Genomic DNA, 22,765 nt, shown 5'->3' with positions numbered 1-22,765 from the left:
AAAAATGTATTAAGAATATGATAATTTATTAACAGATTTTCAACGAAAACGTAATAGTATCGACGTTATCAGCATAATCCCATAAATTTGGTAATTGCGTGTTTCCAAATTTAATTTCGTTATTTAAAAATCCATTAGCAACAACACATTGAATATTCTCCTTGTTTTTTATAATGATATCTTTAAGACTTGCTTCGGAAGTATAATATTCATAAAACACTGTAGCTATTGGTGAAGCAAAATTCTCGTCCTCCTTTATCATAAGGAATCCATTTTCTAACATGTCAAATTCGCTCATCAAATACACAGTTTTGTTGTAATCATAGTTATTGGCATACTTTGTTTGGTTGATGATAGGATTCCATTCATACATGGCTTTGAAAAAATTATCAAAGTTATAGGTTTTGGGAACAAATAACTTAGATACATTTCTACAGCCTAAACCATAATATCTAAAAATATCTTCTGAAAGCGCTTTAAGTTCATCTTCTGTTTCTTGTCCTGTCAATACAGCGATTGAGTTTCGGTTTTTTCTAATGATAGAAGGTTTGTCTTTAAAGTAGTATTCAAAATAACGAGCGGTATTATCACTGCCAGTTGCAATCACTGCATCAAAATTTTCCAGTTTCTCTTCAGTAAATGATATTCTATCTTTAAATTCAGGTTCAACATACTCTAAATATTTTGCCAAAAACGGCAATAGATGTTTATCGTTTGAGGATTGTTTAACTAAAACTTTTTGACCACAAATTAATACTGATAAGAAGTCATGAAATCCAACTAATGGAATATTGCCAGCCATGATAATGGCTATGGTTTTTAAACATTCTGAATTAAACTTATACTTTAAAATCCAAGTGTTAATGTTTTTGTTTTTCAATTGGTTAGACCACCCTTCTAGAGCAAATAAAATATTTTCCTTTGTAAACCAACCATTGTGTTCTTGAGCTATTTTAATTTGATGTACAAAGCCATCAAAGAACATTTCATTATTAGGAATATTGTCTTTTTTTTGGATACCTTCATTATTGAATTGACTTAAAAAGTCTCCTAATTTTACAAATGCGTTAATTCTTTGTTGTAAATCCATATTGGGTTTGGTTATACGATGTTTTGGCTTTATTTTTGCATTTGCAAATTTACGCAAACTAGAAATAAAAATTACTATGGCAATTATAATAACAGACGAATGTATTAACTGTGGCGCATGTGAGCCAGAATGCCCAAATACAGCCATATACGAAGGTGCCGATGATTGGCGATATAAAGACGGAACAAGTTTAGAAGGAAATGTGGTATTGCCTAATGGAAATGCTGTTGATGCTGAAGACGCTCAAGAGCCAATTAGTGATGAGATCTATTACATTGTTCCAGATAAGTGCACCGAATGCCAAGGATTTCATGAAGAGCCACAATGTGCTGCTGTATGTCCAGTAGACTGTTGTGTGCCTGATGAGGATAACGTTGAAACTGTCGATGAACTTTTAGGTAAACAACGTTTTATGCATCCTGACGATTAATCAGTTGAATTAATTTATAAACTAACCCTAGGCATTACGGCTTAGGGTTTTTAGTTTTATTACTTATCTTCTGCATCAAAAGTTTTAAGCTCTGTAGTTGGTGCGAGTGTTTCTTGTCCGCTCCAAACATTAGCATCGTACTTTCTTAAAGATTCAAAAGTGACAGTTTTTGGCTCTTTCAACGTATCAAAAATAGTAAGGTCTAACGAGCTTACATCTGAAAATAAGAGTTCTTCACGATGTTTGGTTTGACCTTCAATTTTAAAATCAAAAGCTGTTTTGTTTTTTGCAAAGCTATTCTCAATAAATTTAAGAGGTCTATGGATGTAAAAATATTCTCCAGATTCTGCTTTGATGTATCGTGGTTCGTAAAACACATTTTTATTTTTTTTATAAATAATTGTACCTTGATTAACGTTTTCAATATACTTTACACCTAATATAAGTCTAAGATTGACTTTTTCGCCACGTTTTCCTTTGGCATATTGATAATCTAATTTCAATATAGCATACGAATCATCTGAAACATAGATATTACCAGTAAATTGTGCGCGAGAACGTCTTGGTTTAAACGCTATCAAATACACCATTTCATCATTAATAAAATTGGCATTTACCAATTGGTATTCGTAGTTTTCTGTGTTCAAAACCTTTTCTAACATACTGTGACTTCCTAAACGAGATTTGTTAAGAATTGATGATGTGCTTGCTCTTAGATTTTCAGTGTCAAATTCATTAGGATTTTCAGTTTTGTCACCTTCTTCAACAAGTGATAAAGAATCTTCAATTTTAAATAAACCAGTTTTTAATTTATAGGTTTGAGTAGTGTCTAAATACCTTAGAACAATATTTTGAGCCTTCTCTTGGATATTATCTAATGAAATATCTTTATTTGAGTTAATGATTTTTGTAGCCTTTTTTATGTCTAGCTTTTGTTGCTGACTTGTCTTTACATGCAAATTTCCACTGTAGTCAGTAAAGTGTACAAAATTTCCATTCATAATTTCATCGCCCATGCTTTGTAAACTTTCGTTAGCTTCTACTAATTGTCGTTTTTTAAAATGTGAGGCTTTTTTTACCTTTAAATTAAGGTTGTCAAAATCTATATGTGCAGTTTCTCTATAAAAGAAATTATAGCTTAGTGTATCATTTTTGTAATTTGCTTTTAGGTTTCGTTTTACTCGTGAAATAATTGAGTCTACATGTGGTCTTGTGTTGGTTAAATACACAGTATTTAATTCATTGATAGCAGGAGACAATTGAATTATATGATTTGAAGTCTTAATAGCTTCAATACTCAAAGTTAAAGCTTGATATCCTAAACATGTGAGCTCAATGGTATTAGAATCGACGTCTTCTAGGTCGATAATAAATACGCCTTCTTCATTTGAAATGACACCTTTGAATTCTGCTGTTTGAATGGCTACAAAAGGTATAGGCGTATTTGTTACTTTGTCAACAATTGTGGCTGTTAATTGTTGTGCATTTGAAGCGTAAGTGAATATTAAAAAAAGAATTGAAGAAAAATAGTTTTTCATGATTGATGGTTTACTAGAGAGACGAAAGAAGTTAAATTTTGTTACGATAACTGATGCTAATTTTATTTAAAACAAGAAGATATTTAACTACATTTGCAGTCGCAAAATAAAACTTATGAAAGCTGGAATTGTAGGATTACCTAATGTTGGAAAATCAACTTTATTTAACTGTTTGTCTAATGCTAAAGCGCAAAGTGCAAACTTTCCGTTTTGTACTATTGAGCCTAATATAGGTGTTGTTAATGTGCCAGACCCAAGACTTCAGAAGTTAGAGTCTTTAGTAAATCCTGAACGTGTTATGCCTGCAACTGTAGAAATTGTTGATATTGCAGGATTGGTTAAAGGAGCAAGTAAAGGAGAGGGTTTAGGGAATCAATTTTTAGGAAATATCAGAGAGACTGATGCTATACTTCATGTATTACGCTGTTTTGATAATGATAATATTGTACATGTCGACGGAAGTGTTGATCCAATTCGAGATAAAGAAACAATCGACATGGAATTGCAGTTAAAAGATTTAGAAACTGTAGAAAAAAAACTAGACAAGGTTAAGCGTGCTGCAAAAACTGGAAACAAAGAAGCGCAAAAAGAAGAAGCTATTTTATTAAAGTTAAAAGAAGGCCTTGAAGCAGGAACATCAGTAAGAGCTATAGAATTTAGCGAAGACGAACAAGAGGAGTTTGTGAGACCAGCACAATTAATTACCGCTAAACCTGTGATGTATGTATGTAATGTTGATGAAGGTAGTGCAGTGTCTGGGAATGCATATGTAGAGCAGGTTAGAGAAGCTGTGAAAAATGAAAATGCCGAAGTATTAGTTTTGGCTGTTGGTACAGAGGCCGATATTAATGAATTAGATGATTATGAAGAGCGTCAGATGTTTCTACAAGATATTGGGTTGGACGAACCAGGGTCTTCAAAATTAATCCGCTCGGCTTATAAGTTATTAAATCAACAAACCTATTTTACGGCTGGAGTTAAAGAGGTTCGTGCTTGGACTGTAGATATTGGTGCTACTGCGCCTCAAGCTGCAGGAGTAATCCACACCGATTTTGAAAAAGGTTTTATTAGAGCTGAAGTAATCGCTTACGACGATTATGTGGCTTATGGCAGCGAATCCAAAGTTAAGGAGGCTGGTAAGATGCGCGTAGAAGGAAAAAATTATATTGTAAAGGATGGTGATGTGATGCATTTCTTATTTAATGTGTAATGCCGCTAATCGAGATTAAAACAGACATACAAGCCGATATTCAAACCTGTTTTGATGTATCTCGAAATATAGATGTTCATAAAGATTCCTTGGAACATTCTAACGAAAAAGCTATTGCAGGAAAAACTTCTGGATTAATTGAATTAGGAGAGTGGGTGACTTGGGAGGCTAAACATTTTGGAATTACACAACAATTAACTTCAAAAATAACAGAGTTTAAAGCGCCTTATTATTTTGTAGATGAAATGGTGTATGGCGCGTTCAAATCATTTAGGCACGAGCATATTTTTCTGGAGAAAAGTACACATACTCTTATGATTGATAAGTTCTTCTTTCAATCCCCTTTTGGTCTTTTTGGAAAGCTTGCTAATATTTTATTTCTAAAGCGTTATATGACAAATTTGTTATTGACTAGAAATGCATTTTTAAAAGAAAGAGCTGAAGATTTATCACATAAGTTATAAAAGTCTAATGTTCTCAACAATATTGCCTAGGTATTGTTAATTACTTTGTGTCATCCCTATTTCATTTTTTAGAGCGTTATATTATATTAGCGTTCTATCTAATTTTTTCACTTTTTTATGTCGCAAGAAACCAAATATACCGAAGATAATATACGCTCGCTCGATTGGAAAGAACACATTCGTATGCGACCAGGAATGTATATAGGTAAATTGGGAGATGGCTCATCACCAGATGATGGTATTTATATTCTGTTAAAAGAGGTTTTAGATAACTCAATTGACGAATATGTCATGGGAGCGGGTAAAACTATTGAAATTTCAATACAAGGCAATAAAGTTATTGTGCGCGACTATGGTCGTGGTATTCCTCTTGGTAAAGTTGTTGATGTTGTATCAAAAATGAACACTGGTGGAAAATATGATTCGCGTGCGTTTAAAAAATCTGTAGGACTCAATGGTGTTGGTACTAAAGCGGTAAACGCACTGTCTAATTATTTTAGAGTAGAGTCAACTAGAGATGGTAAATCGGCTTCTGCGGAATTTGAACAAGGAAACTTGACCAATGAAGAGCTACTAAATGATACATCTAGACGAAAAGGAACTAAAGTGTCTTTCATTCCTGATGATTCTATTTTTAAAAATTACAAATACCGAAATGAGTATGTGTCAAAAATGCTCAAAAATTATGTGTATTTAAATCCAGGATTAACGATTGTTTTTAATGGTGAAAAGTATTTTAGTGAAAACGGACTTAAAGATTTATTGTCAGATAATATTACCGAAACAGATCGTTTATATGATATTATTCATTTAAAAGGTGATGATATAGAGGTTGCAATTACACACAGTAAAACACAATACAGTGAAGAGTATCATAGTTTTGTTAACGGACAAAACACGACGCAGGGAGGTACACATTTAGCAGCCTTTCGTGAAGCTCTAGTGAAAACGCTTCGTGAATTTTATGGAAAAAATTATGAAGCATCAGATATTAGAAAATCGGTTGCCGCTGCAATTTCCATAAAAGTCATGGAGCCTGTTTTTGAAAGTCAAACAAAAACGAAATTGGGATCCACAGATATGGGTGGAGACTTACCGACAGTAAGGACGTATATTAATGATTTTATGAAGCGTTATCTCGATAATTATCTTCATAAAAACGTAGATACAGCTGAGAAAATTCAGCGTAAAATTCTTCAGGCTGAACGGGAGCGTAAAGAGCTTTCTGGAATAAGAAAACTAGCAAAGGATAGAGCTAAAAAGGCAAATCTTCACAATAAAAAATTAAGAGATTGTCGTGTGCATTTTGGTGATACTAAGAATGAACGAAACCTAGAAACTACTTTGTTTATTACTGAGGGAGATTCTGCGTCTGGTAGTATAACAAAGTCTAGAGATGTGAATACTCAAGCAGTTTTTAGTTTAAAAGGAAAGCCATTAAACTGCTATGGGTTAAGTAAGAAAATTGTATATGAAAATGAAGAATTTAACTTGCTTCAAGCTGCACTTAATATTGAAGAATCTTTAGAAGATTTACGTTACAACAATATTGTAATAGCCACCGATGCTGATGTTGATGGTATGCATATTCGATTATTGCTTATTACTTTCTTTTTACAGTTCTTTCCTGAGGTTATAAAAGAAGGACATTTATATATTTTGCAAACACCATTGTTTAGGGTTCGAAATAAAAAAGAAACAATTTACTGTTATTCTGAAGAAGAGCGTCGTAACGCTATACAAAAATTAAAGCCTAAACCAGAAATCACCCGATTTAAAGGGTTGGGTGAAATTTCTCCTGATGAGTTTGTTCATTTTATTGGTGAAGACATGCGTTTAGATCCTGTGATGCTAGATAAAGATATGTCAATAGAGGAATTATTATCCTTTTATATGGGTAAAAACACACCTACACGACAAGAGTTCATTATTGAGAATTTGAAAGTAGAGTTGGATATTATTGAGGAGGAGCGTACGTAATGAAAGTTGTCTTTGGTACTTTATTTATTGTGTTCTTTTTGCAATCTGGTTTTGCTCAGTATGCTAAAATACCGTTGACTTCTATTTCGGAAGCACAAAAAGCTTTAGCTAAGGAATTTGTAGATAAAACCATTATTAATTGTGAGGAAATTACCTCTATGAAACTTACTTCTAAAATTGCGACGTCACGTTTTAGGAAATTTTATAATAAAAAACGGCTCAAAGAACGTTGCCATTGGTATGTTGATCGATATGGAGAGGTTGAAACTGCTGAATTAATAGAGGGAGTTCGCAATAATGAGCTTACAATATTGAGGTTTAAAGTCAAACGACAATTGGCCGAATGGTTTATGGAAACAAGAGTTATTCTTGATGAAAAAGATAAATTGGCAATTTTAAGAACCAAAGGGTATTGGGCAGACACTTTTTATAGTAGAAGAGAAGATCCACCAATGCACAAAATTGATACGTCTAAGTTAGATAAAAAAGCTTTGAAACTGAATACATCCTTTGCGTTAAAGAGTTATCAAACTTGTGAGTCATCTCAAATGTTTGTGGTGAATAATGATAATGCTGTTCATCGTTCTTTAAGAAATGATTGGAATAATGAATTGTTAATTGAATGTGATTCTATAAAGCAAAAGAATGGAGCGCTTTCAGATTTTAAATTTGTTGAATTTTATTCAGACTCTATTTCAAGAAATGTTTATCGTTACAAAGTGATGTTTGATAAATTGACTAAGCCGTCAGAAATTAGAGTATATACTAAGCATAACGATAAATTTATGGGCGTTTTTGTGATTGATGTGTGGTATGATAAATTTTATGAATTTGATAAAGCTAAATCTAAAGCGTTAAACGATTTAGGACGATAATTATGAGAACTAATAATTCAAGAGTTAAAAATACTATTATATCAGTGTATTTTATATTGATAGTAATGGCTATTGCTTTTTTAATGGTCTTTAAAACGTTTACCTCCGGAGTTGCAAATCCGTTTTTGGTATTTATTAGTATAGCTTTAGGGTTTGCAGTGTTATTTTTTGTAGTGCATTTTATCTCTAAATATTTTGAATACGATAGTGACGGATTAAAAGTTGTAGTTACAAATAAGGGTTTGTTGTTTTCTGATAAGTTTAATTATAGAGAAACAATCCTTGAGTTTGATAAAAATGATTTATATGCCTATAAGTTTAAAAACTACTTTTTTTATAAAACGCTTACATTTTATCTAAAAAATAAACGAGGTAAAAAAAGAAAAGAGGTGTTTAATGTAACTTTAGTTAACAGAAAGAAAAGACGATATATAAGACAATCCTTGAGTAAAATGGTAAAGGCAAATAAAAAACAGGCAAAGAAATATGAGTGAGGATAATACAGAAATTTTTGGTAACCAAGATGAACCTCAAGAAAGTATCACAAGAGTTACTGGGATGTATAAAGATTGGTTTCTTGATTATGCATCATATGTGATTCTAGAGCGTGCTGTACCAGCTATTGAAGATGGCTTCAAACCTGTACAACGACGTATCATGCATGCTATGAAAGACTTAGATGATGGGCGTTATAATAAAGTTGCCAATATTGTAGGTCATACTATGCAGTACCATCCTCATGGTGATGCGAGTATAGCCGATGCTATGGTTCAAATTGGACAAAAGGATTTGCTTATTGATACACAAGGTAACTGGGGAAATATTCTTACTGGAGATAGAGCAGCTGCCTCAAGATATATCGAAGCGCGTATTTCTAAGTTTGGTTTAGATGTCGTTTATAATCCAAAAATCACTCAATGGCAAGCTAGTTATGATGGTCGTCGTAAAGAACCAGTGAATTTACCTGTGATGTTTCCGCTATTATTAGCACAAGGAGGAGAAGGAATCGCTGTTGGATTATCAACAAAAATACTACCTCATAATTTTATTGAGCTCATTGACGCTTCTGTAAAACATCTTCAAGGAAAGCGTTTTACATTGGTTCCAGATTTCCCTACTGCTGGTATAGCAGATGTATCCAATTATAACGATGGAATGCGTGGCGGGAAAGTACGTGTGCGTGCTAAAATTTCTCAGCTAGATAAGAATACTTTGGTAATTACTGAAATTCCTTTTGGCACGAATACATCGTCATTAATAGACTCCATACTTAAGGCAAACGATAAAGGAAAAATTAAGATTAAAAAAATTGAAGATAATACCGCTGCAGATGTTGAAATTTTAGTGCACTTGCCTAGCGGAATTTCTCCAGACAAAACCATAGATGCCTTGTATGCATTCACAAATTGTGAAACTTCTATTTCTCCTTTAGGTTGCGTAATTGAAGATAATAAGCCATTTTTTGTTGGTGTCACTGAAATGTTAAGACGCTCAACAGATAATACTGTACAGCTTTTAAAAAGTGAATTAGAAATTAAACTTGGTGAGTTTGAAGAGCAATGGCATTTTGCCTCTTTAGAACGAATTTTTATTGAAAATCGTATTTATCGAGATATTGAAGAGGAAGAAACATGGGAAGGTGTTATCAATGCAATTGATAAAGGACTAAAACCTCATACTAAGCACTTGAAACGTGAAATTACTGTTGATGATATTACAAGATTGACGGAAATTAGAATCAAGCGTATTTCAAAATTTGATATCGATAAAGCGCAACAAAAAATAGATGCTTTAGAAGATCAAATTGCAGAGGTAAAACATCATCTTGCAAATCTAATCGATTATGCTATTTCCTATTTCCAACGTCTCAAAAAAGAATATGGAGAAGGACGTGAACGTAAAACTGAAATTAGAACCTTTGAAGATGTTGATGCTACAAAAGTAATTATACGTAACACAAAGCTATATGTCAATAGGGCTGAAGGTTTTATTGGAACATCTTTACGTCGTGATGAATATGTATGCGATTGTAGTGATATTGATGATATTATCGTATTTACCAATAGTGGAAAAATGATGGTAACCAAAGTAGATAGTAAAACCTTTATCGGTAAAGATATTATTCATGTTGCTGTCTTTAAGAAAAAAGATAAGCGAACTATATATAATATGATTTATCGTGATGGTTCTAAAGGGCCTTCATATGTTAAACGATTTGCAGTTACATCAATTACAAGAGATAAGGAGTACGACTTAACCAACGGAAATAAAAGTTCTAAGCTATGGTATTTCTCTGCAAACCCAAATGGAGAAGCTGAGATTATTTCTGTGCACTTGCGACAAGTTGGTAGTATTAAAAAACTGAAATGGGATTTAGATTTTGCAGATATCCTTATAAAAGGGAGAGCGTCTAAAGGGAATTTGGTTACTAAATATCCGATTAAAAAAATTGAACTTAAGGAGAAGGGTGTATCGACTCTTAAGCCACGAAAAATTTGGTTTGATGAAACTGTACAGCGTTTAAATGTCGATGATCGTGGAGAACTTATTGGAGAATTTAGAGGTGAAGATCGCTTATTAATTATTACGCAATCAGGAATGGCGAAAACTATTTTGCCTGAGCTTACTACACATTTTGACAGTGATATGATTGTTCTTGAAAAATGGATTCCAAAAAAACCAATTTCTGTAGTCTATTATAATGGTGAGAAAGAAATGTATTATGTGAAACGTTTCCTTATTGAAAATGAAGGTAAAGAAGAATCGTTTATTTCTGATCATCCAAATTCCCAGCTAGAAATAGTGTCTACAGATTGGAAACCTATGGCAGAAATTGAATTTAAAAAGGAGCGTGGTAAAGATCGTAAAGCGAACGAAGCGGTTAATCTTGAAGAGTTTATTTCTGTAAAGGGAATTTCGGCATTAGGAAATCAACTGACTAAAGAAAAAATTAATCAGGTAAATCTTTTAGATCCTTTGCCATATGAAGCACCAGAAGAAGTTCCGGCCGAAGAGATTGAGGTTGTTGATGAAACCGTGGAGCCTTCAGAGTCTACTTCCGAAGAGAAATCTGAAGATATTAAGTCATCGAGTTCTCCAGAAGATGATATGGATATAGACGAAACAGGACAGGCTAGTTTGTTTTAATATTTTTTAACGCAGCTCTAATAAATAATCATTTATTGTATTTAGCGTTCTAGTTACAACATCCTAATCATTTTTTAATGAAGTATAAATTTTTGATAGTTTTCTTTTAAGTCGATATGATTGTTGGTTTTTAAGTTTGTAAAAGACCAACAAAAGTGCCATAAGAAAGAAACCCTTAGTTTATCTTTCTTGCTACCCCTTTTTCTACACGTTGCTTCTTGTATGGAGCTTTGACAGCTAATTTGTATTCAAAAGTATAAGAGTCTTCAGTTGTTGTTAAGATTTTAAAGTGAATCGCCTTTTGTTCATCCATGCTTTTTGGATGGAGTTCTTTTTGGATGAATTCACAATCATTTATCCAACGAATAGAGGCAGAATCAATTTTGTTGTCAAAATAGTCAATATTATATTTTTCAGTTCGTACAAACTGTCCTGTTTTTTCTACACCATCAATAATATAAGTAAATTCAAATGTGCCAGTTTTAAAGTCTGTACAGTTTCGTTTAGTTTCATAACAACTCGAAAGAATTAGAAATAAGAAACATATTAAAGCATTACGCATAGGAAAAGTTTTGTACAAAATTACAAAACCAACACTTAATTGTGTCAAATCTTTATTGTTTAGTGTGCGTAATTTAAAAAGTAGCTGTCTCGACAATTCAGTATTTGAAAAAAAAGTAGAGAAGGTTACAAATGTTCGAAATTTTTAAATGTACCATCTTTATAAAAAATTACAATACGCTCAATAGATTTATCTTCAGAATTTGAAACCTGATCAATGTTGGACGTACTCAAATTCTGCGCCTCAGAAATAAGAACATTCGAAGTATTACTTTTTTGAGATGGAAAGTTTCCTTTGCCATTCATCAACCAATATAATTCAACTTCAGGAAAGGAGGAAAGTACCTTTAGAACAAAATCTAAACTTGGTTTATTTCGACCTGATAATATATGTGAAATGCTAGAGCGTTGCACTCCAATTTTTTCAGCAAAAGATGATGCAGATTCACCATAGAAATCTATCACTTTTTGTAGACGTTTTATAAATTCTTCATTGTTTATCATTGTAAACCTAAAAAGTTTAATATTGTAACGTTACAAATGTAAACATATTATTGGGTTCACCCTTAATAACATATTTAATTTATATTTAAGCTTAAAGTTTCAGTATATAAAAATACATGTAATATTCTGAATTTTAAATAATTATTGATTTAAAATCAAATTGATTGCGATTTTTTCAATTCATTTAAATCTGTGTTTTGTTTTTTGTATACAAAAGTCATAAATCATTACTGTTTATTGAAAATATCGTGTTTACAGTTGTAAATTATCAAATACTTACCTTTGTCTTAATTAATATTTATAGATGCAATTAGGTGTATTGAAATCATTGTATAAAACTCATAAAGAAACAGCTTTATTTGGACGCTATATTTATCGCGAATCTATTGTTCGTCTTCTTGGTAATTTGAGTGAAAAATTTACCGTTAGTATTATAGGTGAATCCGTAAATAAAATCCCTATTCAGTCAATCACTTTGGGGCATGGTAAGAAAAAGATTTTAATGTGGTCTCAAATGCATGGAAATGAAAGCACAACTACTAAGGCTGTGTTTGATTTATTAAATACGTTTTCTTTAGAATGCTTAGAAACAAGTCATATTCTTGAAAATTGTACAATACAAATCATTCCAATGTTAAATCCAGATGGAGCAAAAGCTTATACCAGAGTTAATGCAAATGGAATAGATTTAAATAGAGATGCTCAAGACTTGTCACAGCCAGAAAGTAGAGCGCTACGGAGTGTTTTTAATGAATTTAAGCCAGATTTTTGTTACAATCTGCATGGTCAACGTACTATTTTTAGTGCTGGTAATTCTAGTAATTCAGCTGTTGTTTCTTTTTTAGCTCCTGCTCAAGATGCTGAAAGAACAATTACTGTCACAAGGAAAATTGCAATGGAGGTTATTTCTAAAATGAATGATAATTTACAATTGCAAATCCCAGATCATGTAGGTATTTATGATGATGGTTTTAATTTGAACTGTGTTGGGGATACTTTTCAATCACAAAATGTTCCAACAATATTGTTTGAGGCTGGTCATTTTCCAAATGATTATGAAAGAGAGCAGACGCGTAAGTTTATCTATCAGTCGTTACTGTTATCTTTGAGTTATATATCAAAAAATAATATTGATGGTGCAAACTATTCTTCTTATTTGGGTATGCCAAAGAATGAGAAATTGTTTTATGATGTCATCATTCGAAATGCAAAACAAGGAGATATTGCAATACAATATCAAGAGAAATTAGTAGGTGACAGGTTAAAATTTGTGCCAAAAATTGAAAAAATTTCAAATTCACTCAATTTTCATGGACATATAGAGCACAATGCTAATGGTTATGAGGTGTTTGCTGAAAATATAAAGCCGATTTCTGAAGGAAACGAAATCGATTTCGTAATGATAAATAATGAAAAATTCTCGATAAATCTTTAAAAAAAGTGGTTTTCAATGCAATATCTTTAACGAAATTGCATTATTTTTGTATATAATTTATTAAAAAGTAGTAAAATGGCGAAATTTAAATTAGATGAAATAGATCACCAAATTTTGGATATGTTAATCGATAATACGAGAATTCCTTTCACAGATATTGCTAAAAAATTAGTGATTTCGGCAGGAACTGTTCATGTAAGAGTTAAGAAGATGGAAGAAGCAGGAATTATTAGAGGATCTTCATTGACTTTAGATTATATAAAATTAGGATATTCTTTTATAGCTTATGTAGGTGTGTTTTTGAATAACACATCTCAAACCAAGTTTGTTTTAGAAAGAATTGCTCAAATACCATATGTGACGGTTGCTCATATTACTACCGGTAAATTTAATATCTTTTGTAAGGTTAGAGCAAAAAACACATCTCATGCTAAGGATATTATTTTTATGTTAGATGATATTGAAGGTATTTATAGAACAGAAACAATGATTAGTTTAGAAGAAAGTATTAACGATAAAAAACGTTTAATGCACACAATATTTAACGAACTATAACCCGTCTTAACATTTTTTATAAACCCTTTATCGTATTTTGATAAAGGGTTTTTTATTTTTATCTCCTAACTGTGATTTATTATGACTAAAGACGATTTATTAAAAAACGAATACCATCCTTATTATCAAACTTATGTAGAGAAAGCTGGCTCGTTAGCGCTTCATGAGGGGTTAAAAATCAACGGAGATGCAACTATTGCTTTTTTAGAGTCTATTGCAGAGGATAAATTAGAATATAAGTATGAAGAAGGTAAATGGACAATTAAAGAAATTATTCAACATCTAATAGATACTGAACGTGTGTTTATGTATCGGGCTTTGTGTATTGCTCGAAAAGATAGGACCTTATTTCCTGGCTATGATCAAGATCATTATGCAGCTCATTGTGATGCAAATAGGCGATCAATGATTAGTCTAATGAATGAATACAAAGCGGTAAGATTAAGTAGCATTCTTTTATTTGAGAGTTTTACTGAAGATATGATGACTCAAATTGGGACTGCTAGCAATAATAGTCTGTCGTCAAGAGCGGTGGCATTTATTATTATTGGACATGAAAATCATCATTGCGAGGTAATTAAAGAGCGTTATTTGTAAATAAAAAAAAAGCCACTTTTAGTAAAAGTGGCTTTTTATTGTATTTTTTTAGGGTTTTAAAATCTGTATCTGATTCCTAAAGCAATATCAAAATCTAAATCATCTCTAAAATCTCCAAAGCCTAATTCTGGTCTTGCGTCAATTGATAATTGTAATGGAATGTCGAAATTGTATTCTATTCCAATATCACCTGCAGCAAAAAAGAATGTTTCACTATCATCAAAACCTGCTGGGACGTTATCAAAGCTATAAGAGCCTAGTCCTCCACCAACTCCAGCGTACCAGTTGAAGTCACCATCAAGTACCCAAACCCATTGGTAAAGTCCGGCAATCTTGAATCCATCGTAACCTTTACCATCTCTTAATCCAAGATCTAATTCTAAACGGTTATTGTCACCAAGTGCTCTTTGGTAAGAGATTTCAGCTCCAAATCCATCGCTATCGCCTAAACGAAGACCAATGGCATTATCTGAGATATCTTGTGCGTTTACTGTTGCAAAGCCTACGAAAGCTAAAGCTACTAAAAATAATTTTTTCATAAAATTTAAGGTTTTTGTCATTAAAATTATCTGCTAATATGACCCTGAAAAATGTCATACGTCACAGTTTCGGGTTAACTTTACAAAAATAACGCCAAAAAAGATATTTTATTAAATTTCTTTATAGTTTTATAAACAGACTTATGCTTATATGATTAGTAATTCGAAATTGAATAATTTGGCCTCGCGTTTAGAAGGCGAATTGCATTTTGATGAATTGATGAAGGTGCTTTACGCTACTGACGCATCGGTGTATAGAATGCTTCCTTTGGCGGTTGCTTTGCCTAAATCAAAAACAGATATAATTAGCCTTATTCAGTTTGCTAAAGAGCATAAAACTTCACTTATTCCTAGAGCTGCCGGAACCTCCTTGGCGGGTCAATGTGTAGGAAAAGGTATTGTGGTTGATGTGTCTAAGTATTTTAATACGATTATAGGTATTGACGAAAAGCAACAAACAGTTACGGTTCAACCCGGAGTGGTTCGAGATGAATTAAATAATTTTCTAAAACCATTTGGTTTGTTTTTTGGGCCTAACACATCTACCTCAAATCGCTGTATGGTAGGTGGTATGGTGGGTAATAATTCATCAGGAACAACATCGATTAAGTATGGTGTAACTAGAGATAAAGTATTGTCGTTAAAAACTGTTTTGAGTGATGGAAGTGAAGTTGAGTTTTCAGGTATGGCTTCCGAAGAATTCCGAAATAAATTAAAACTTAAAACACTTGAAGGTGTTATTTATAATACGGTGTTTTCTGAATTAGAACCAAAGGCTGTAAGAAAGCGTATTTTGCAACAATTTCCAAAGTCAAAAATTCATAGAAGAAATACCGGATATGCTATTGATGAGTTGCTGAAAAATGAAATATTTAATGAATCAACTGCCTCATTTAACATGTGTAAGCTTTTAGCTGGAAGTGAAGGTACATTGGCTTTTACGACTGAAATTACGCTACAGTTAGATAGATTACCGCCTTCAGAAAGCATTATGGTTGTGGCACACTTTAAAAGTATAGAGCGTTGTCTTGATGCAGTAGCTGTGACCATGCAGCATGACTTGTATGCGTGTGAAATGCTAGATAAGTCTATACTGGATTTGACTAAGCATAATAAAACACAGCAAGTTAACCGTCAGTTTATCGAAGGTGATCCAGAAGCTATTTTAATGTGTGAGCTAAAATCTGAAAGTTCTACAGGTTTAATGGAGGCTGTAAAATTATTAATTGATGATTTAAAAGCGTCTGGATTGAGTTATGCTAACCCTGTATTAAAAGACACTGGTATTGAGAGAGCAAATCAATTGAGAAAAGCTGGTTTAGGTTTGTTAGGTAATATGATAGGTGATCCTAAAGCAGTAGCTTGCATTGAGGATACTGCTGTGGCGCTAGAAGATTTGTCAGATTATATCAAAGAGTTTTCAGAACTCATGAAAAATTATAATCAGAAACCGGTCTATTATGCGCATGCTGGAGCCGGTGAGTTACATTTGCGACCAATATTGAATTTAAAAAAGAAGGCAGATGTGGTGTTGTTTAGAAAAATCACAACAGATGTAGCGGATCTAGTAAAGCGATATCAAGGATCAATGAGTGGGGAGCATGGTGATGGAATTGTACGTGCCGAGTTTATACCTGTTATGATTGGGCAGGAAAATTTTCAAATTTTAAAAGTTATCAAATCGGCATTTGATCCTGATAATATTTTCAATCCAGGAAAAATTGTAGATGCTTTTCCAATGGATGAATCATTACGCTATTTGCCTGAGAGAGAAGAACCTGTTATAGAAACAGTTTTAGATTTTTCTGCTGCGCAAGGTATATTGAGAGAAGCTGAAAAATGCAACGGCTCAGGTGATTGTAGAAAACTATCAGAGTTTGGTGGTACGATGTGCCCGAGTTATCGCGCGACAAAAAACGAGAAAGATACCACAAGAGCTAGGGCTAATGCTTTACGTGAGGTATTAACTAATTCTGAAAAACCTAATAAATTTGATAGTGAAGCATTAAAAAAGGTGTTTGATTTGTGCTTGAGTTGTAAAGCTTGTGCGAGTGAGTGTCCTAGCAGTGTAGATGTTGCGAGTTTAAAAGCTGAATTCCAATATCAATATCAGAAAGCAAATGGTATAAGTTGGCGAACAAAATTGTTTGCATATAATAATAAATGGAATGCTATTGGAAGCCGTTTTCCATTATTAGTAAACTTCATGTTTTCTAATAAGATAATAAGTTCAATCGTTAAGAATTTATTCAGTATTGCTAGTGAAAGATCGTTGCCTTTAATTTCAAATATTAGTTTAAATAAGATAGTTAAAACATCTAAAAAAAAGGAAGTTATATCTGATTATATTAAGGAGGTGGTATTTTTTAATGATGAATTTACTAATCATTTGGATACATCAATTGGTGTGGACGCTATTGCGCTTTTAGAGGCCTTAAATTACAAAATAAGCTTTGTTGATCATTTCGAATCTGGACGCTCATTTTTGTCAAAGGGATTATTAGAGCAGGCTAAAGATTTTGCCAATAAAAATGTATCGGTATTTAAACCTCTAATTTCAGAGAATACCCCTTTAATAGGTATTGAGCCTTCAGCAATTTTGACATTTAAGGATGAGTATATTAGATTAGCCGATGATAAAAGTGCTGCAAAGAATATAGCAAAGCACACTTATTTAATTGAAGAATTTATTCAAAAAGAAATAGAGCTAGGAAATATTACTTCAAAACAATTTACTTCAGAAGAAAGAGTTATTAAATTTCATGGACATTGTCATCAAAAAGCATTGGCAAATCAATCTTCTAGTTTTGATATATTGAATTTGCCAAAAAACTATGTAGTTACAATAATTCCTAGCGGTTGTTGTGGTATGGCTGGAAGTTTTGGTTATGAAAAAGAGCATTATGAAGTAAGTATGAGAATAGGAGAACAAACGCTTTTTCCTGCTGTCAGAAATGCAGATGAAAATACTTTAATTGCTGCTAATGGAACAAGTTGTAGACACCAAATTAAAGATGGAACTCAACGTGCTGCCATACATCCAATTACAATTTTAAAGCAGGCTTTGATTTAGGTATGAGTATGATGTTTTTTATACAGAAATTGAATCCTTTATGAAATTCTGTTTTTGTTTGTTTATTTTTACAATTACTTTAGCGTAAAATCTTTATTTATGGCAGGAAATTCCTTTGGAAATTTATTTAAACTTACCACTTTTGGTGAGTCTCACGGAATAGCAATTGGTGGAATTATTGATGGATGTCCTCCAGGATTAACTTTAGATTTTGATGCTATTCAAAATGAGTTGAATAGGAGAAAGCCTGGGCAATCAGATATAGTGACTCAAAGAAAAGAGCCTGATACTGTTGAGTTTTTGTCTGGGATATTTGAAGGACAAACAACAGGGACTCCAATTGGTTTTGTGATAAAAAACACAAATCAAAAATCAAAAGATTATTCTCATATCAAAGATGTATATAGGCCAAGTCATGCCGATTATACTTATGATCAAAAATACGGTGTTCGTGATTATAGAGGAGGAGGGCGCAGTTCAGCAAGAGAAACAGCATCAAGAGTTGTTGCTGGAGCTATAGCAAAACAGCTTTTAAATTCGATAAAAATCAATGCATATACATCTTCTGTAGGTGATATTTTTTTAGAAAAACCCTATCAAGATTTAGATTTTGAAAAAGTAGAATCTAATACAGTACGTTGCCCAGATGATGAAGTTGCCGAACAAATGATTGCAAGAATTCGAGCTATTAGAAAAGAAGGTGATACCATTGGAGGCACAATTACTTGTGTGCTTCAAAATGTACCTATTGGACTAGGGGAACCAGTTTTTGATAAACTTCATGCCGATTTAGGAAAGGCGATGCTATCTATAAATGCCGTAAAAGGATTTGAATATGGTAGCGGATTTTGTGGCGCTAAAATGAAAGGTACTGAGCATAATGACTTGTTTAATGAAGATGGTACTACAAAAACTAATTTATCTGGAGGTATTCAAGGTGGCATTAGTAATGGCATGGATATCTATTTTAGAGTTGCATTTAAACCGGTTGCTACTGTGATTCAGAAGCAAGATGCGTTGGATAGTTCTGGTAAAATTGTAGAAATGCAAGGCAAAGGAAGACATGACCCTTGCGTTGTCCCTAGAGCTATTCCTATTGTAGAGGCAATGGCAGCATTAGTATTGGCCGACTTTTATTTACTAAATAAGATGTATAAATAGCATCAGAATATTTTGATTACCTTTCAATAATAGATTTTAATCTTTTTAGATATATGAAAAAACTAGCGTTACATTGGCAGATTCTAATAGGAATGCTGCTTGGCTTAGTATTTGGTTTTATAATGCTTCAAATAGGTGGTAAAGAATTTACTCAAGACTGGATCAATCCTATTGGTGCTATTTTTGTAAAACTATTAAAACTCATTGCAATTCCACTGATATTGGCCTCCTTAATTAAAGGGATTTCAGATTTAAAAGATATTTCTAAATTCAAAAATATTGGGTTGCGTACCATCGGGATTTACATTATTACTACTGTTATTGCAATTTCAATTGGATTAGCCTTAGTTAATATCATGCAACCTGGAGATGGTGTTTCAGAAGAAACCATTGATAAATTAACAAAGACTTATTCTGAAAATAGCAGTGTTACAGCTAAGATTGAAGAAGCTGCAAAACAAATGGATGCAGGTCCATTGCAGTTTTTGGAAGATATGGTTCCAGATAATGCATTCAAAGCATTAGGTAATAATAAGCTTATGCTTCAGGTGATTTTCTTTTCCATATTTCTTGGTATATCTATGTTGCTTATTGGCGAAGAACGCGCAAAACCAATGAAAAAACTATTTGATTCTTTAAATGATATAGTGCTTAAAATGGTTGACCTTATTATGCTTACAGCACCTATTGCAGTTTTTGCATTGCTAGCTAATGTTGTGGTATCTTCCGATGACCCTGATATTTTATATGCCTTACTCAAATATGCAGGAGTCGTCGTTTTTGGCTTGTTGATGATGATTGTATTTTATTCTATTCTTGTTGGAACATATACAAAGAAAAATCCTTTTTGGTTTTTAAAGCAAATGAGTCCTGCACAATTGTTAGCATTTTCTACAAGTTCAAGTGCAGCAACGCTTCCGGTTACGATGGAACGCGTTGAAGAGCATATAGGTGTAGATAAAGAGGTCTCTAGTTTTGTGCTACCTGTTGGTGCTACAATTAATATGGATGGTACAAGTTTGTATCAAGCTGTTGCGGCAGTATTTATATTTCAAGCCCTTGGGTTGGATCTTACATTTGCAGATCAAATTACGATAGTTTTAACTGCTTTACTAGCCTCAATTGGCAGTGCTGCTGTACCTGGAGCCGGAATGGTAATGTTGGTCATTGTTTTGGAGTCTGTTGGACTGCCGTCTGAATTATTGCCAATTGGTTTAGCGCTAATTTTTGCTGTAGATAGACCCTTGGACATGTGTCGCACTGTAGTGAATGTTACTGGAGATGCTACTGTATCCATGATTGTTGCAAAATCTGTAGGAAAATTAGGCGAGCCTAATGTCAAGAACTGGGATGATAACTATGATGATGTGAAATAAAATTTTTAACTTTAAAACAATAATCAACTATAAATAATTATCTATGAATGTTTGTTTCATAATGTATCCTTGGGATAAAATAGATCCTGAAAATGATACAAGTTTGGCTTTAATTAAAGAATGTGCAAAACGAGGTCATGGTGTTGCCATGTGTACACCAGCAAACTTAACGATTAGAGATAGTGTGACTAATGCGTTTTGTATGGTTGTTGGTCGTATGGAGAAAGTGCCTTCTACATTAAAAGCCTTCTATAATAAAGCAAAATTAAGAGAGGAAATGTTGCCATTGGCTGGTTTTGATGCCATATTTTTCAGGGCTAATCCACCATTAGACCCTATAATGCTTAATTTTTTAGATTCTGTTAAAGATGATGTATTTATTGTGAACTCATTACAAGGCATGCGCGAAGCCAATAATAAGCTTTATACAGCAGCATTTGGAGATGCACATAGCAATATTATTCCGAATACTCATGTTTCAAAAAATAAAAACTATTTAATTAAACAAATTAAAGATTCTAAGGCAGATAAAATGATTCTAAAACCACTCAATGGTTTTGGCGGTTCTGGGGTTATTTTGATTGAAAAATCTGCGATGAGTAATATTAATTCATTATTAGATTTTTATATCACGAGTGGAGATGGGTCTTCAAATTATGTTATTCTTCAAGATTATATTGAAGGAGCAGATCAAGGTGATGTTCGTATTTTATTATTAAATGGGGAGCCAGTAGGTGCTATGAAACGCGTGCCAGGATCTGACGATCATCGCTCAAATGTCTCTGCTGGAGGAAGTGTCCAAAAGCATACCTTAACAAAAGCAGAAAGAGCACTTTGCAAACAAATTGGCCCAAAACTAGTTAAAGATGGATTGTACTTTGTTGGTATTGATGTCATAGGTGGTAAATTAGTTGAAGTCAATGTGATGTCTCCAGGAGGAATTACCTATATTAATAAAGTCTACAAATCTAAAATCAAAGTTGAAGAGCGTGTTATCGATTTCTTAGAAAGCAAAGTTGTTGATAAGTTGCAAGCATTTGATAGACGCACAAGATTACGAAAAACTGTGCAAGATGCATAGAGATGGTTCTTTTTTGCCATTGATTGTTTCGTGCGAATGGCTTTACAATAACCAAAATTTAGAGCGACTTATTATTTTAGATACCAGTGTAAAAACTGAAAAATCTTCAGGAGAAGACTTTATTCCTAATTCGAGATTTTTCGATATAAAAGGAAAGTTTAGTGATATTAATGCGCCTTTTCCAAACACAATTCCATCTCAAAAGCAATTTCAAGATGAGGCACGTGCTTTAGGAATTGATATGGATTCGCTAATTGTTGTGTATGATGATAAAGGCATGTATTGGAGCCCAAGAGTACGCTGGTTATTTAAAGCCTTTGGTTTTAATAATGTTGCTGTCTTAGATGGCGGACTTCCAAAATGGAAGCAATCAAATTATGAGATTGTTCATCATTTGGATGTTGTAGATTGGTGGTCTCGTGGAAATTTTATTGCTGCATATCAAGGCGGAAAAATGTCGTATTTTGATGATATAATAGATTGGTCTAACAATGAAGATGTCATTATTTTAGATGCACGTTCTGAAGATCGATTTAATTGTTTGGCTCCTGAACCTAGAATAGGTTTGCGAAGTGGAAACATACCCAACTCCAAAAGTCTTCCTTATACTAGAGTGTTGAATGGATATTGTTTTAAAACAAAGGATGAGCTCAAAAACATTTTTAAGTCTTTTGAAATAGGAGATAAATTACTAACTTTTACCTGTGGTTCTGGAATTACAGCATGCATTATTGCATTAGCTGCTGAAATTTCAGACTATAAAAAGATGTCTGTTTATGATGGTTCATGGACAGAATATGGAACTTTAATACCTTAGTTATGAAAAACTCTAATTGGACCAAACAAGAATTAGTCGCGTACATTTTACTGTATGTGGCACATTCAGATTTAAAAGAAACTCGCGAAGAACATGAATATATTTTATCTCGAGTTGAAGATGAAACCTATCAACATATTAAGGCCGAATTTGAGACTGATAATGATTATCAAAGCATTACTAAAATTGTTGATGCCGTAAATGCGGAGTCTGGTTATAATACCAATCCTGAAGAATTATTTGCTGATATTAAATTAATAGCATTTGCAGATGGTCGAATGGACCAAATGGAACATGCGATTTATAGTAGCTTAAAGAAAATATTGAGTTAA

General features: G+C 32.9%; 21 protein-coding genes. 16 read left to right on the top strand and 5 right to left on the bottom strand.

What is annotated here, in order from left to right; genetic code table 11:
* Window positions 1-28 precede the first annotated feature (28 nt).
* Window positions 29-1,090, bottom strand: a complete 1,062-nt coding sequence (locus ACTU6T_RS14950; protein ID WP_460219001.1) for an acyl-CoA reductase — start codon at window positions 1,088-1,090, stop codon at window positions 29-31.
* Between the two features lie 76 nt (window positions 1,091-1,166).
* On the opposite strand from ACTU6T_RS14950, the gene ACTU6T_RS14945 reads away from it, so the two are divergent.
* The gene (locus ACTU6T_RS14945) at window positions 1,167-1,520 is read left to right on the top strand and encodes a 4Fe-4S dicluster domain-containing protein (protein WP_460219000.1); all 354 of its coding nucleotides are present in this window, start codon (window positions 1,167-1,169) and stop codon (window positions 1,518-1,520) included.
* 59 nt (window positions 1,521-1,579) lie between these two features.
* On the opposite strand, the gene ACTU6T_RS14940 is transcribed toward ACTU6T_RS14945, so the two are convergent.
* The gene (locus ACTU6T_RS14940; protein WP_460218999.1) at window positions 1,580-3,058 is read right to left on the bottom strand and encodes a carboxypeptidase-like regulatory domain-containing protein; all 1,479 of its coding nucleotides are present in this window, start codon (window positions 3,056-3,058) and stop codon (window positions 1,580-1,582) included.
* A 115-nt stretch (window positions 3,059-3,173) separates the two neighbouring features.
* On the opposite strand from ACTU6T_RS14940, the gene ychF reads away from it, so the two are divergent.
* The 6 genes from ychF (at window position 3,174) to ACTU6T_RS14910 (ending at window position 10,734) form a co-directional block, all read left to right on the top strand.
* Entirely contained in the window at window positions 3,174-4,268 is a 1,095-nt protein-coding gene (ychF, locus tag ACTU6T_RS14935; RefSeq protein WP_460218998.1) for a redox-regulated ATPase YchF, read from the top strand.
* On the top strand, window positions 4,268-4,732 hold the full coding sequence (locus ACTU6T_RS14930) for an SRPBCC family protein (protein ID WP_460218997.1): 465 nt from the start codon (window positions 4,268-4,270) through the stop codon (window positions 4,730-4,732). Before ychF ends, ACTU6T_RS14930 begins: the two co-directional genes overlap by 1 nt.
* A gap of 117 nt (window positions 4,733-4,849) precedes the next feature.
* The gene (locus tag ACTU6T_RS14925) at window positions 4,850-6,712 is read left to right on the top strand and encodes a DNA topoisomerase IV subunit B (RefSeq protein ID WP_460218996.1); all 1,863 of its coding nucleotides are present in this window, start codon (window positions 4,850-4,852) and stop codon (window positions 6,710-6,712) included.
* Entirely contained in the window at window positions 6,712-7,587 is an 876-nt protein-coding gene (locus ACTU6T_RS14920) for a hypothetical protein (RefSeq protein ID WP_460218995.1), read from the top strand. The genes ACTU6T_RS14925 and ACTU6T_RS14920 overlap by 1 nt, the downstream gene beginning before the upstream one ends.
* Before the next feature lie 2 nt (window positions 7,588-7,589).
* Complete coding sequence (locus ACTU6T_RS14915) at window positions 7,590-8,081, top strand: hypothetical protein (RefSeq protein WP_460218994.1); 492 nt, start codon at window positions 7,590-7,592, stop codon at window positions 8,079-8,081.
* Window positions 8,074-10,734, top strand: coding sequence for a DNA gyrase/topoisomerase IV subunit A (locus ACTU6T_RS14910; protein ID WP_460218993.1), 2,661 nt, complete (start codon window positions 8,074-8,076; stop codon window positions 10,732-10,734). Before ACTU6T_RS14915 ends, ACTU6T_RS14910 begins: the two co-directional genes overlap by 8 nt.
* Window positions 10,735-10,909: 175 nt before the next feature.
* On the opposite strand, the gene ACTU6T_RS14905 is transcribed toward ACTU6T_RS14910, so the two are convergent.
* A complete protein-coding gene (locus tag ACTU6T_RS14905) occupies window positions 10,910-11,296 on the bottom strand; it encodes a hypothetical protein (protein WP_460218992.1) in 387 nt (128 codons plus the stop codon).
* A 125-nt stretch (window positions 11,297-11,421) separates the two neighbouring features.
* A complete protein-coding gene (locus ACTU6T_RS14900) occupies window positions 11,422-11,799 on the bottom strand; it encodes a helix-turn-helix domain-containing protein (protein WP_460218991.1) in 378 nt (125 codons plus the stop codon).
* Window positions 11,800-12,103: 304 nt separating this feature from the next.
* Between ACTU6T_RS14900 and ACTU6T_RS14895 the strand changes: the two genes are divergently transcribed.
* The 3 genes from ACTU6T_RS14895 (at window position 12,104) to ACTU6T_RS14885 (ending at window position 14,386) form a co-directional block, all read left to right on the top strand.
* Window positions 12,104-13,234 (top strand): M14 family metallopeptidase, encoded by a 1,131-nt coding sequence (locus ACTU6T_RS14895; protein ID WP_460218990.1) that lies wholly within the window; start codon window positions 12,104-12,106, stop codon window positions 13,232-13,234.
* 75 nt (window positions 13,235-13,309) lie between these two features.
* Window positions 13,310-13,789 carry an Lrp/AsnC family transcriptional regulator gene (locus ACTU6T_RS14890; RefSeq protein ID WP_299335144.1) on the top strand — a complete coding sequence of 160 codons (480 nt, stop codon included), beginning with the start codon at window positions 13,310-13,312 and terminating at the stop codon, window positions 13,787-13,789.
* 81 nt (window positions 13,790-13,870) lie between these two features.
* Window positions 13,871-14,386 (top strand): DinB family protein, encoded by a 516-nt coding sequence (locus tag ACTU6T_RS14885; protein ID WP_460218989.1) that lies wholly within the window; start codon window positions 13,871-13,873, stop codon window positions 14,384-14,386.
* A gap of 56 nt (window positions 14,387-14,442) precedes the next feature.
* Here the strand turns inward: ACTU6T_RS14885 and ACTU6T_RS14880 are convergent, their stop codons facing one another.
* Window positions 14,443-14,925: a hypothetical protein gene (locus ACTU6T_RS14880; protein ID WP_460218988.1), complete on the bottom strand. Its 483-nt coding sequence runs from the start codon at window positions 14,923-14,925 to the stop codon at window positions 14,443-14,445.
* Between the two features lie 151 nt (window positions 14,926-15,076).
* On the opposite strand from ACTU6T_RS14880, the gene ACTU6T_RS14875 reads away from it, so the two are divergent.
* From ACTU6T_RS14875 to ACTU6T_RS14850, 6 genes are all read left to right on the top strand, one after another.
* Entirely contained in the window at window positions 15,077-17,998 is a 2,922-nt protein-coding gene (locus tag ACTU6T_RS14875; protein WP_460218987.1) for an FAD-binding and (Fe-S)-binding domain-containing protein, read from the top strand.
* Between the two features lie 99 nt (window positions 17,999-18,097).
* Window positions 18,098-19,159 carry a chorismate synthase gene (gene aroC, locus ACTU6T_RS14870; RefSeq protein ID WP_460218986.1) on the top strand — a complete coding sequence of 354 codons (1,062 nt, stop codon included), beginning with the start codon at window positions 18,098-18,100 and terminating at the stop codon, window positions 19,157-19,159.
* Window positions 19,160-19,212: 53 nt separating this feature from the next.
* Complete coding sequence (locus tag ACTU6T_RS14865) at window positions 19,213-20,535, top strand: dicarboxylate/amino acid:cation symporter (protein ID WP_460218985.1); 1,323 nt, start codon at window positions 19,213-19,215, stop codon at window positions 20,533-20,535.
* A 43-nt stretch (window positions 20,536-20,578) separates the two neighbouring features.
* Window positions 20,579-21,616, top strand: coding sequence for a glutathione synthase (gshB, locus tag ACTU6T_RS14860; protein WP_460218984.1), 1,038 nt, complete (start codon window positions 20,579-20,581; stop codon window positions 21,614-21,616).
* A complete protein-coding gene (locus ACTU6T_RS14855; protein WP_460218983.1) occupies window positions 21,609-22,433 on the top strand; it encodes a sulfurtransferase in 825 nt (274 codons plus the stop codon). The genes gshB and ACTU6T_RS14855 overlap by 8 nt, the downstream gene beginning before the upstream one ends.
* A gap of 2 nt (window positions 22,434-22,435) precedes the next feature.
* Window positions 22,436-22,765 (top strand): hypothetical protein, encoded by a 330-nt coding sequence (locus tag ACTU6T_RS14850; RefSeq protein ID WP_460218982.1) that lies wholly within the window; start codon window positions 22,436-22,438, stop codon window positions 22,763-22,765.

Source organism: Psychroserpens citreus (assembly GCF_055686305.1).
The sequence above is the reverse complement of the archived record's forward strand: the minus strand, read 5'-3'. Positions and strand labels throughout refer to the sequence as shown.

What these genes read in the sequence shown, in the direction of transcription:
- ACTU6T_RS14900 (WP_460218991.1), bottom strand. Translation starts at nt 11,799, where the DNA reads ATGATAAACAATGAAGAATTTATAAAACGTCTACAAAAAGTGATAGAT.
- ACTU6T_RS14910 (WP_460218993.1), top strand. Translation starts at nt 8,074, where the DNA reads ATGAGTGAGGATAATACAGAAATTTTTGGTAACCAAGATGAACCTCAA.
- ACTU6T_RS14940 (WP_460218999.1), bottom strand. Translation starts at nt 3,058, where the DNA reads ATGAAAAACTATTTTTCTTCAATTCTTTTTTTAATATTCACTTACGCT.
- ACTU6T_RS14915 (WP_460218994.1), top strand. Translation starts at nt 7,590, where the DNA reads ATGAGAACTAATAATTCAAGAGTTAAAAATACTATTATATCAGTGTAT.
- ACTU6T_RS14945 (WP_460219000.1), top strand. Translation starts at nt 1,167, where the DNA reads ATGGCAATTATAATAACAGACGAATGTATTAACTGTGGCGCATGTGAG.
- ACTU6T_RS14880 (WP_460218988.1), bottom strand. Translation starts at nt 14,925, where the DNA reads ATGAAAAAATTATTTTTAGTAGCTTTAGCTTTCGTAGGCTTTGCAACA.
- ACTU6T_RS14865 (WP_460218985.1), top strand. Translation starts at nt 19,213, where the DNA reads ATGAAAAAACTAGCGTTACATTGGCAGATTCTAATAGGAATGCTGCTT.
- ychF (WP_460218998.1), top strand. Translation starts at nt 3,174, where the DNA reads ATGAAAGCTGGAATTGTAGGATTACCTAATGTTGGAAAATCAACTTTA.
- ACTU6T_RS14885 (WP_460218989.1), top strand. Translation starts at nt 13,871, where the DNA reads ATGACTAAAGACGATTTATTAAAAAACGAATACCATCCTTATTATCAA.
- ACTU6T_RS14930 (WP_460218997.1), top strand. Translation starts at nt 4,268, where the DNA reads ATGCCGCTAATCGAGATTAAAACAGACATACAAGCCGATATTCAAACC.
- ACTU6T_RS14850 (WP_460218982.1), top strand. Translation starts at nt 22,436, where the DNA reads ATGAAAAACTCTAATTGGACCAAACAAGAATTAGTCGCGTACATTTTA.
- ACTU6T_RS14890 (WP_299335144.1), top strand. Translation starts at nt 13,310, where the DNA reads ATGGCGAAATTTAAATTAGATGAAATAGATCACCAAATTTTGGATATG.
- ACTU6T_RS14925 (WP_460218996.1), top strand. Translation starts at nt 4,850, where the DNA reads ATGTCGCAAGAAACCAAATATACCGAAGATAATATACGCTCGCTCGAT.
- ACTU6T_RS14875 (WP_460218987.1), top strand. Translation starts at nt 15,077, where the DNA reads ATGATTAGTAATTCGAAATTGAATAATTTGGCCTCGCGTTTAGAAGGC.
- aroC (WP_460218986.1), top strand. Translation starts at nt 18,098, where the DNA reads ATGGCAGGAAATTCCTTTGGAAATTTATTTAAACTTACCACTTTTGGT.
- ACTU6T_RS14920 (WP_460218995.1), top strand. Translation starts at nt 6,712, where the DNA reads ATGAAAGTTGTCTTTGGTACTTTATTTATTGTGTTCTTTTTGCAATCT.
- ACTU6T_RS14855 (WP_460218983.1), top strand. Translation starts at nt 21,609, where the DNA reads ATGCATAGAGATGGTTCTTTTTTGCCATTGATTGTTTCGTGCGAATGG.
- ACTU6T_RS14895 (WP_460218990.1), top strand. Translation starts at nt 12,104, where the DNA reads ATGCAATTAGGTGTATTGAAATCATTGTATAAAACTCATAAAGAAACA.
- ACTU6T_RS14905 (WP_460218992.1), bottom strand. Translation starts at nt 11,296, where the DNA reads ATGCGTAATGCTTTAATATGTTTCTTATTTCTAATTCTTTCGAGTTGT.
- gshB (WP_460218984.1), top strand. Translation starts at nt 20,579, where the DNA reads ATGAATGTTTGTTTCATAATGTATCCTTGGGATAAAATAGATCCTGAA.
- ACTU6T_RS14950 (WP_460219001.1), bottom strand. Translation starts at nt 1,090, where the DNA reads ATGGATTTACAACAAAGAATTAACGCATTTGTAAAATTAGGAGACTTT.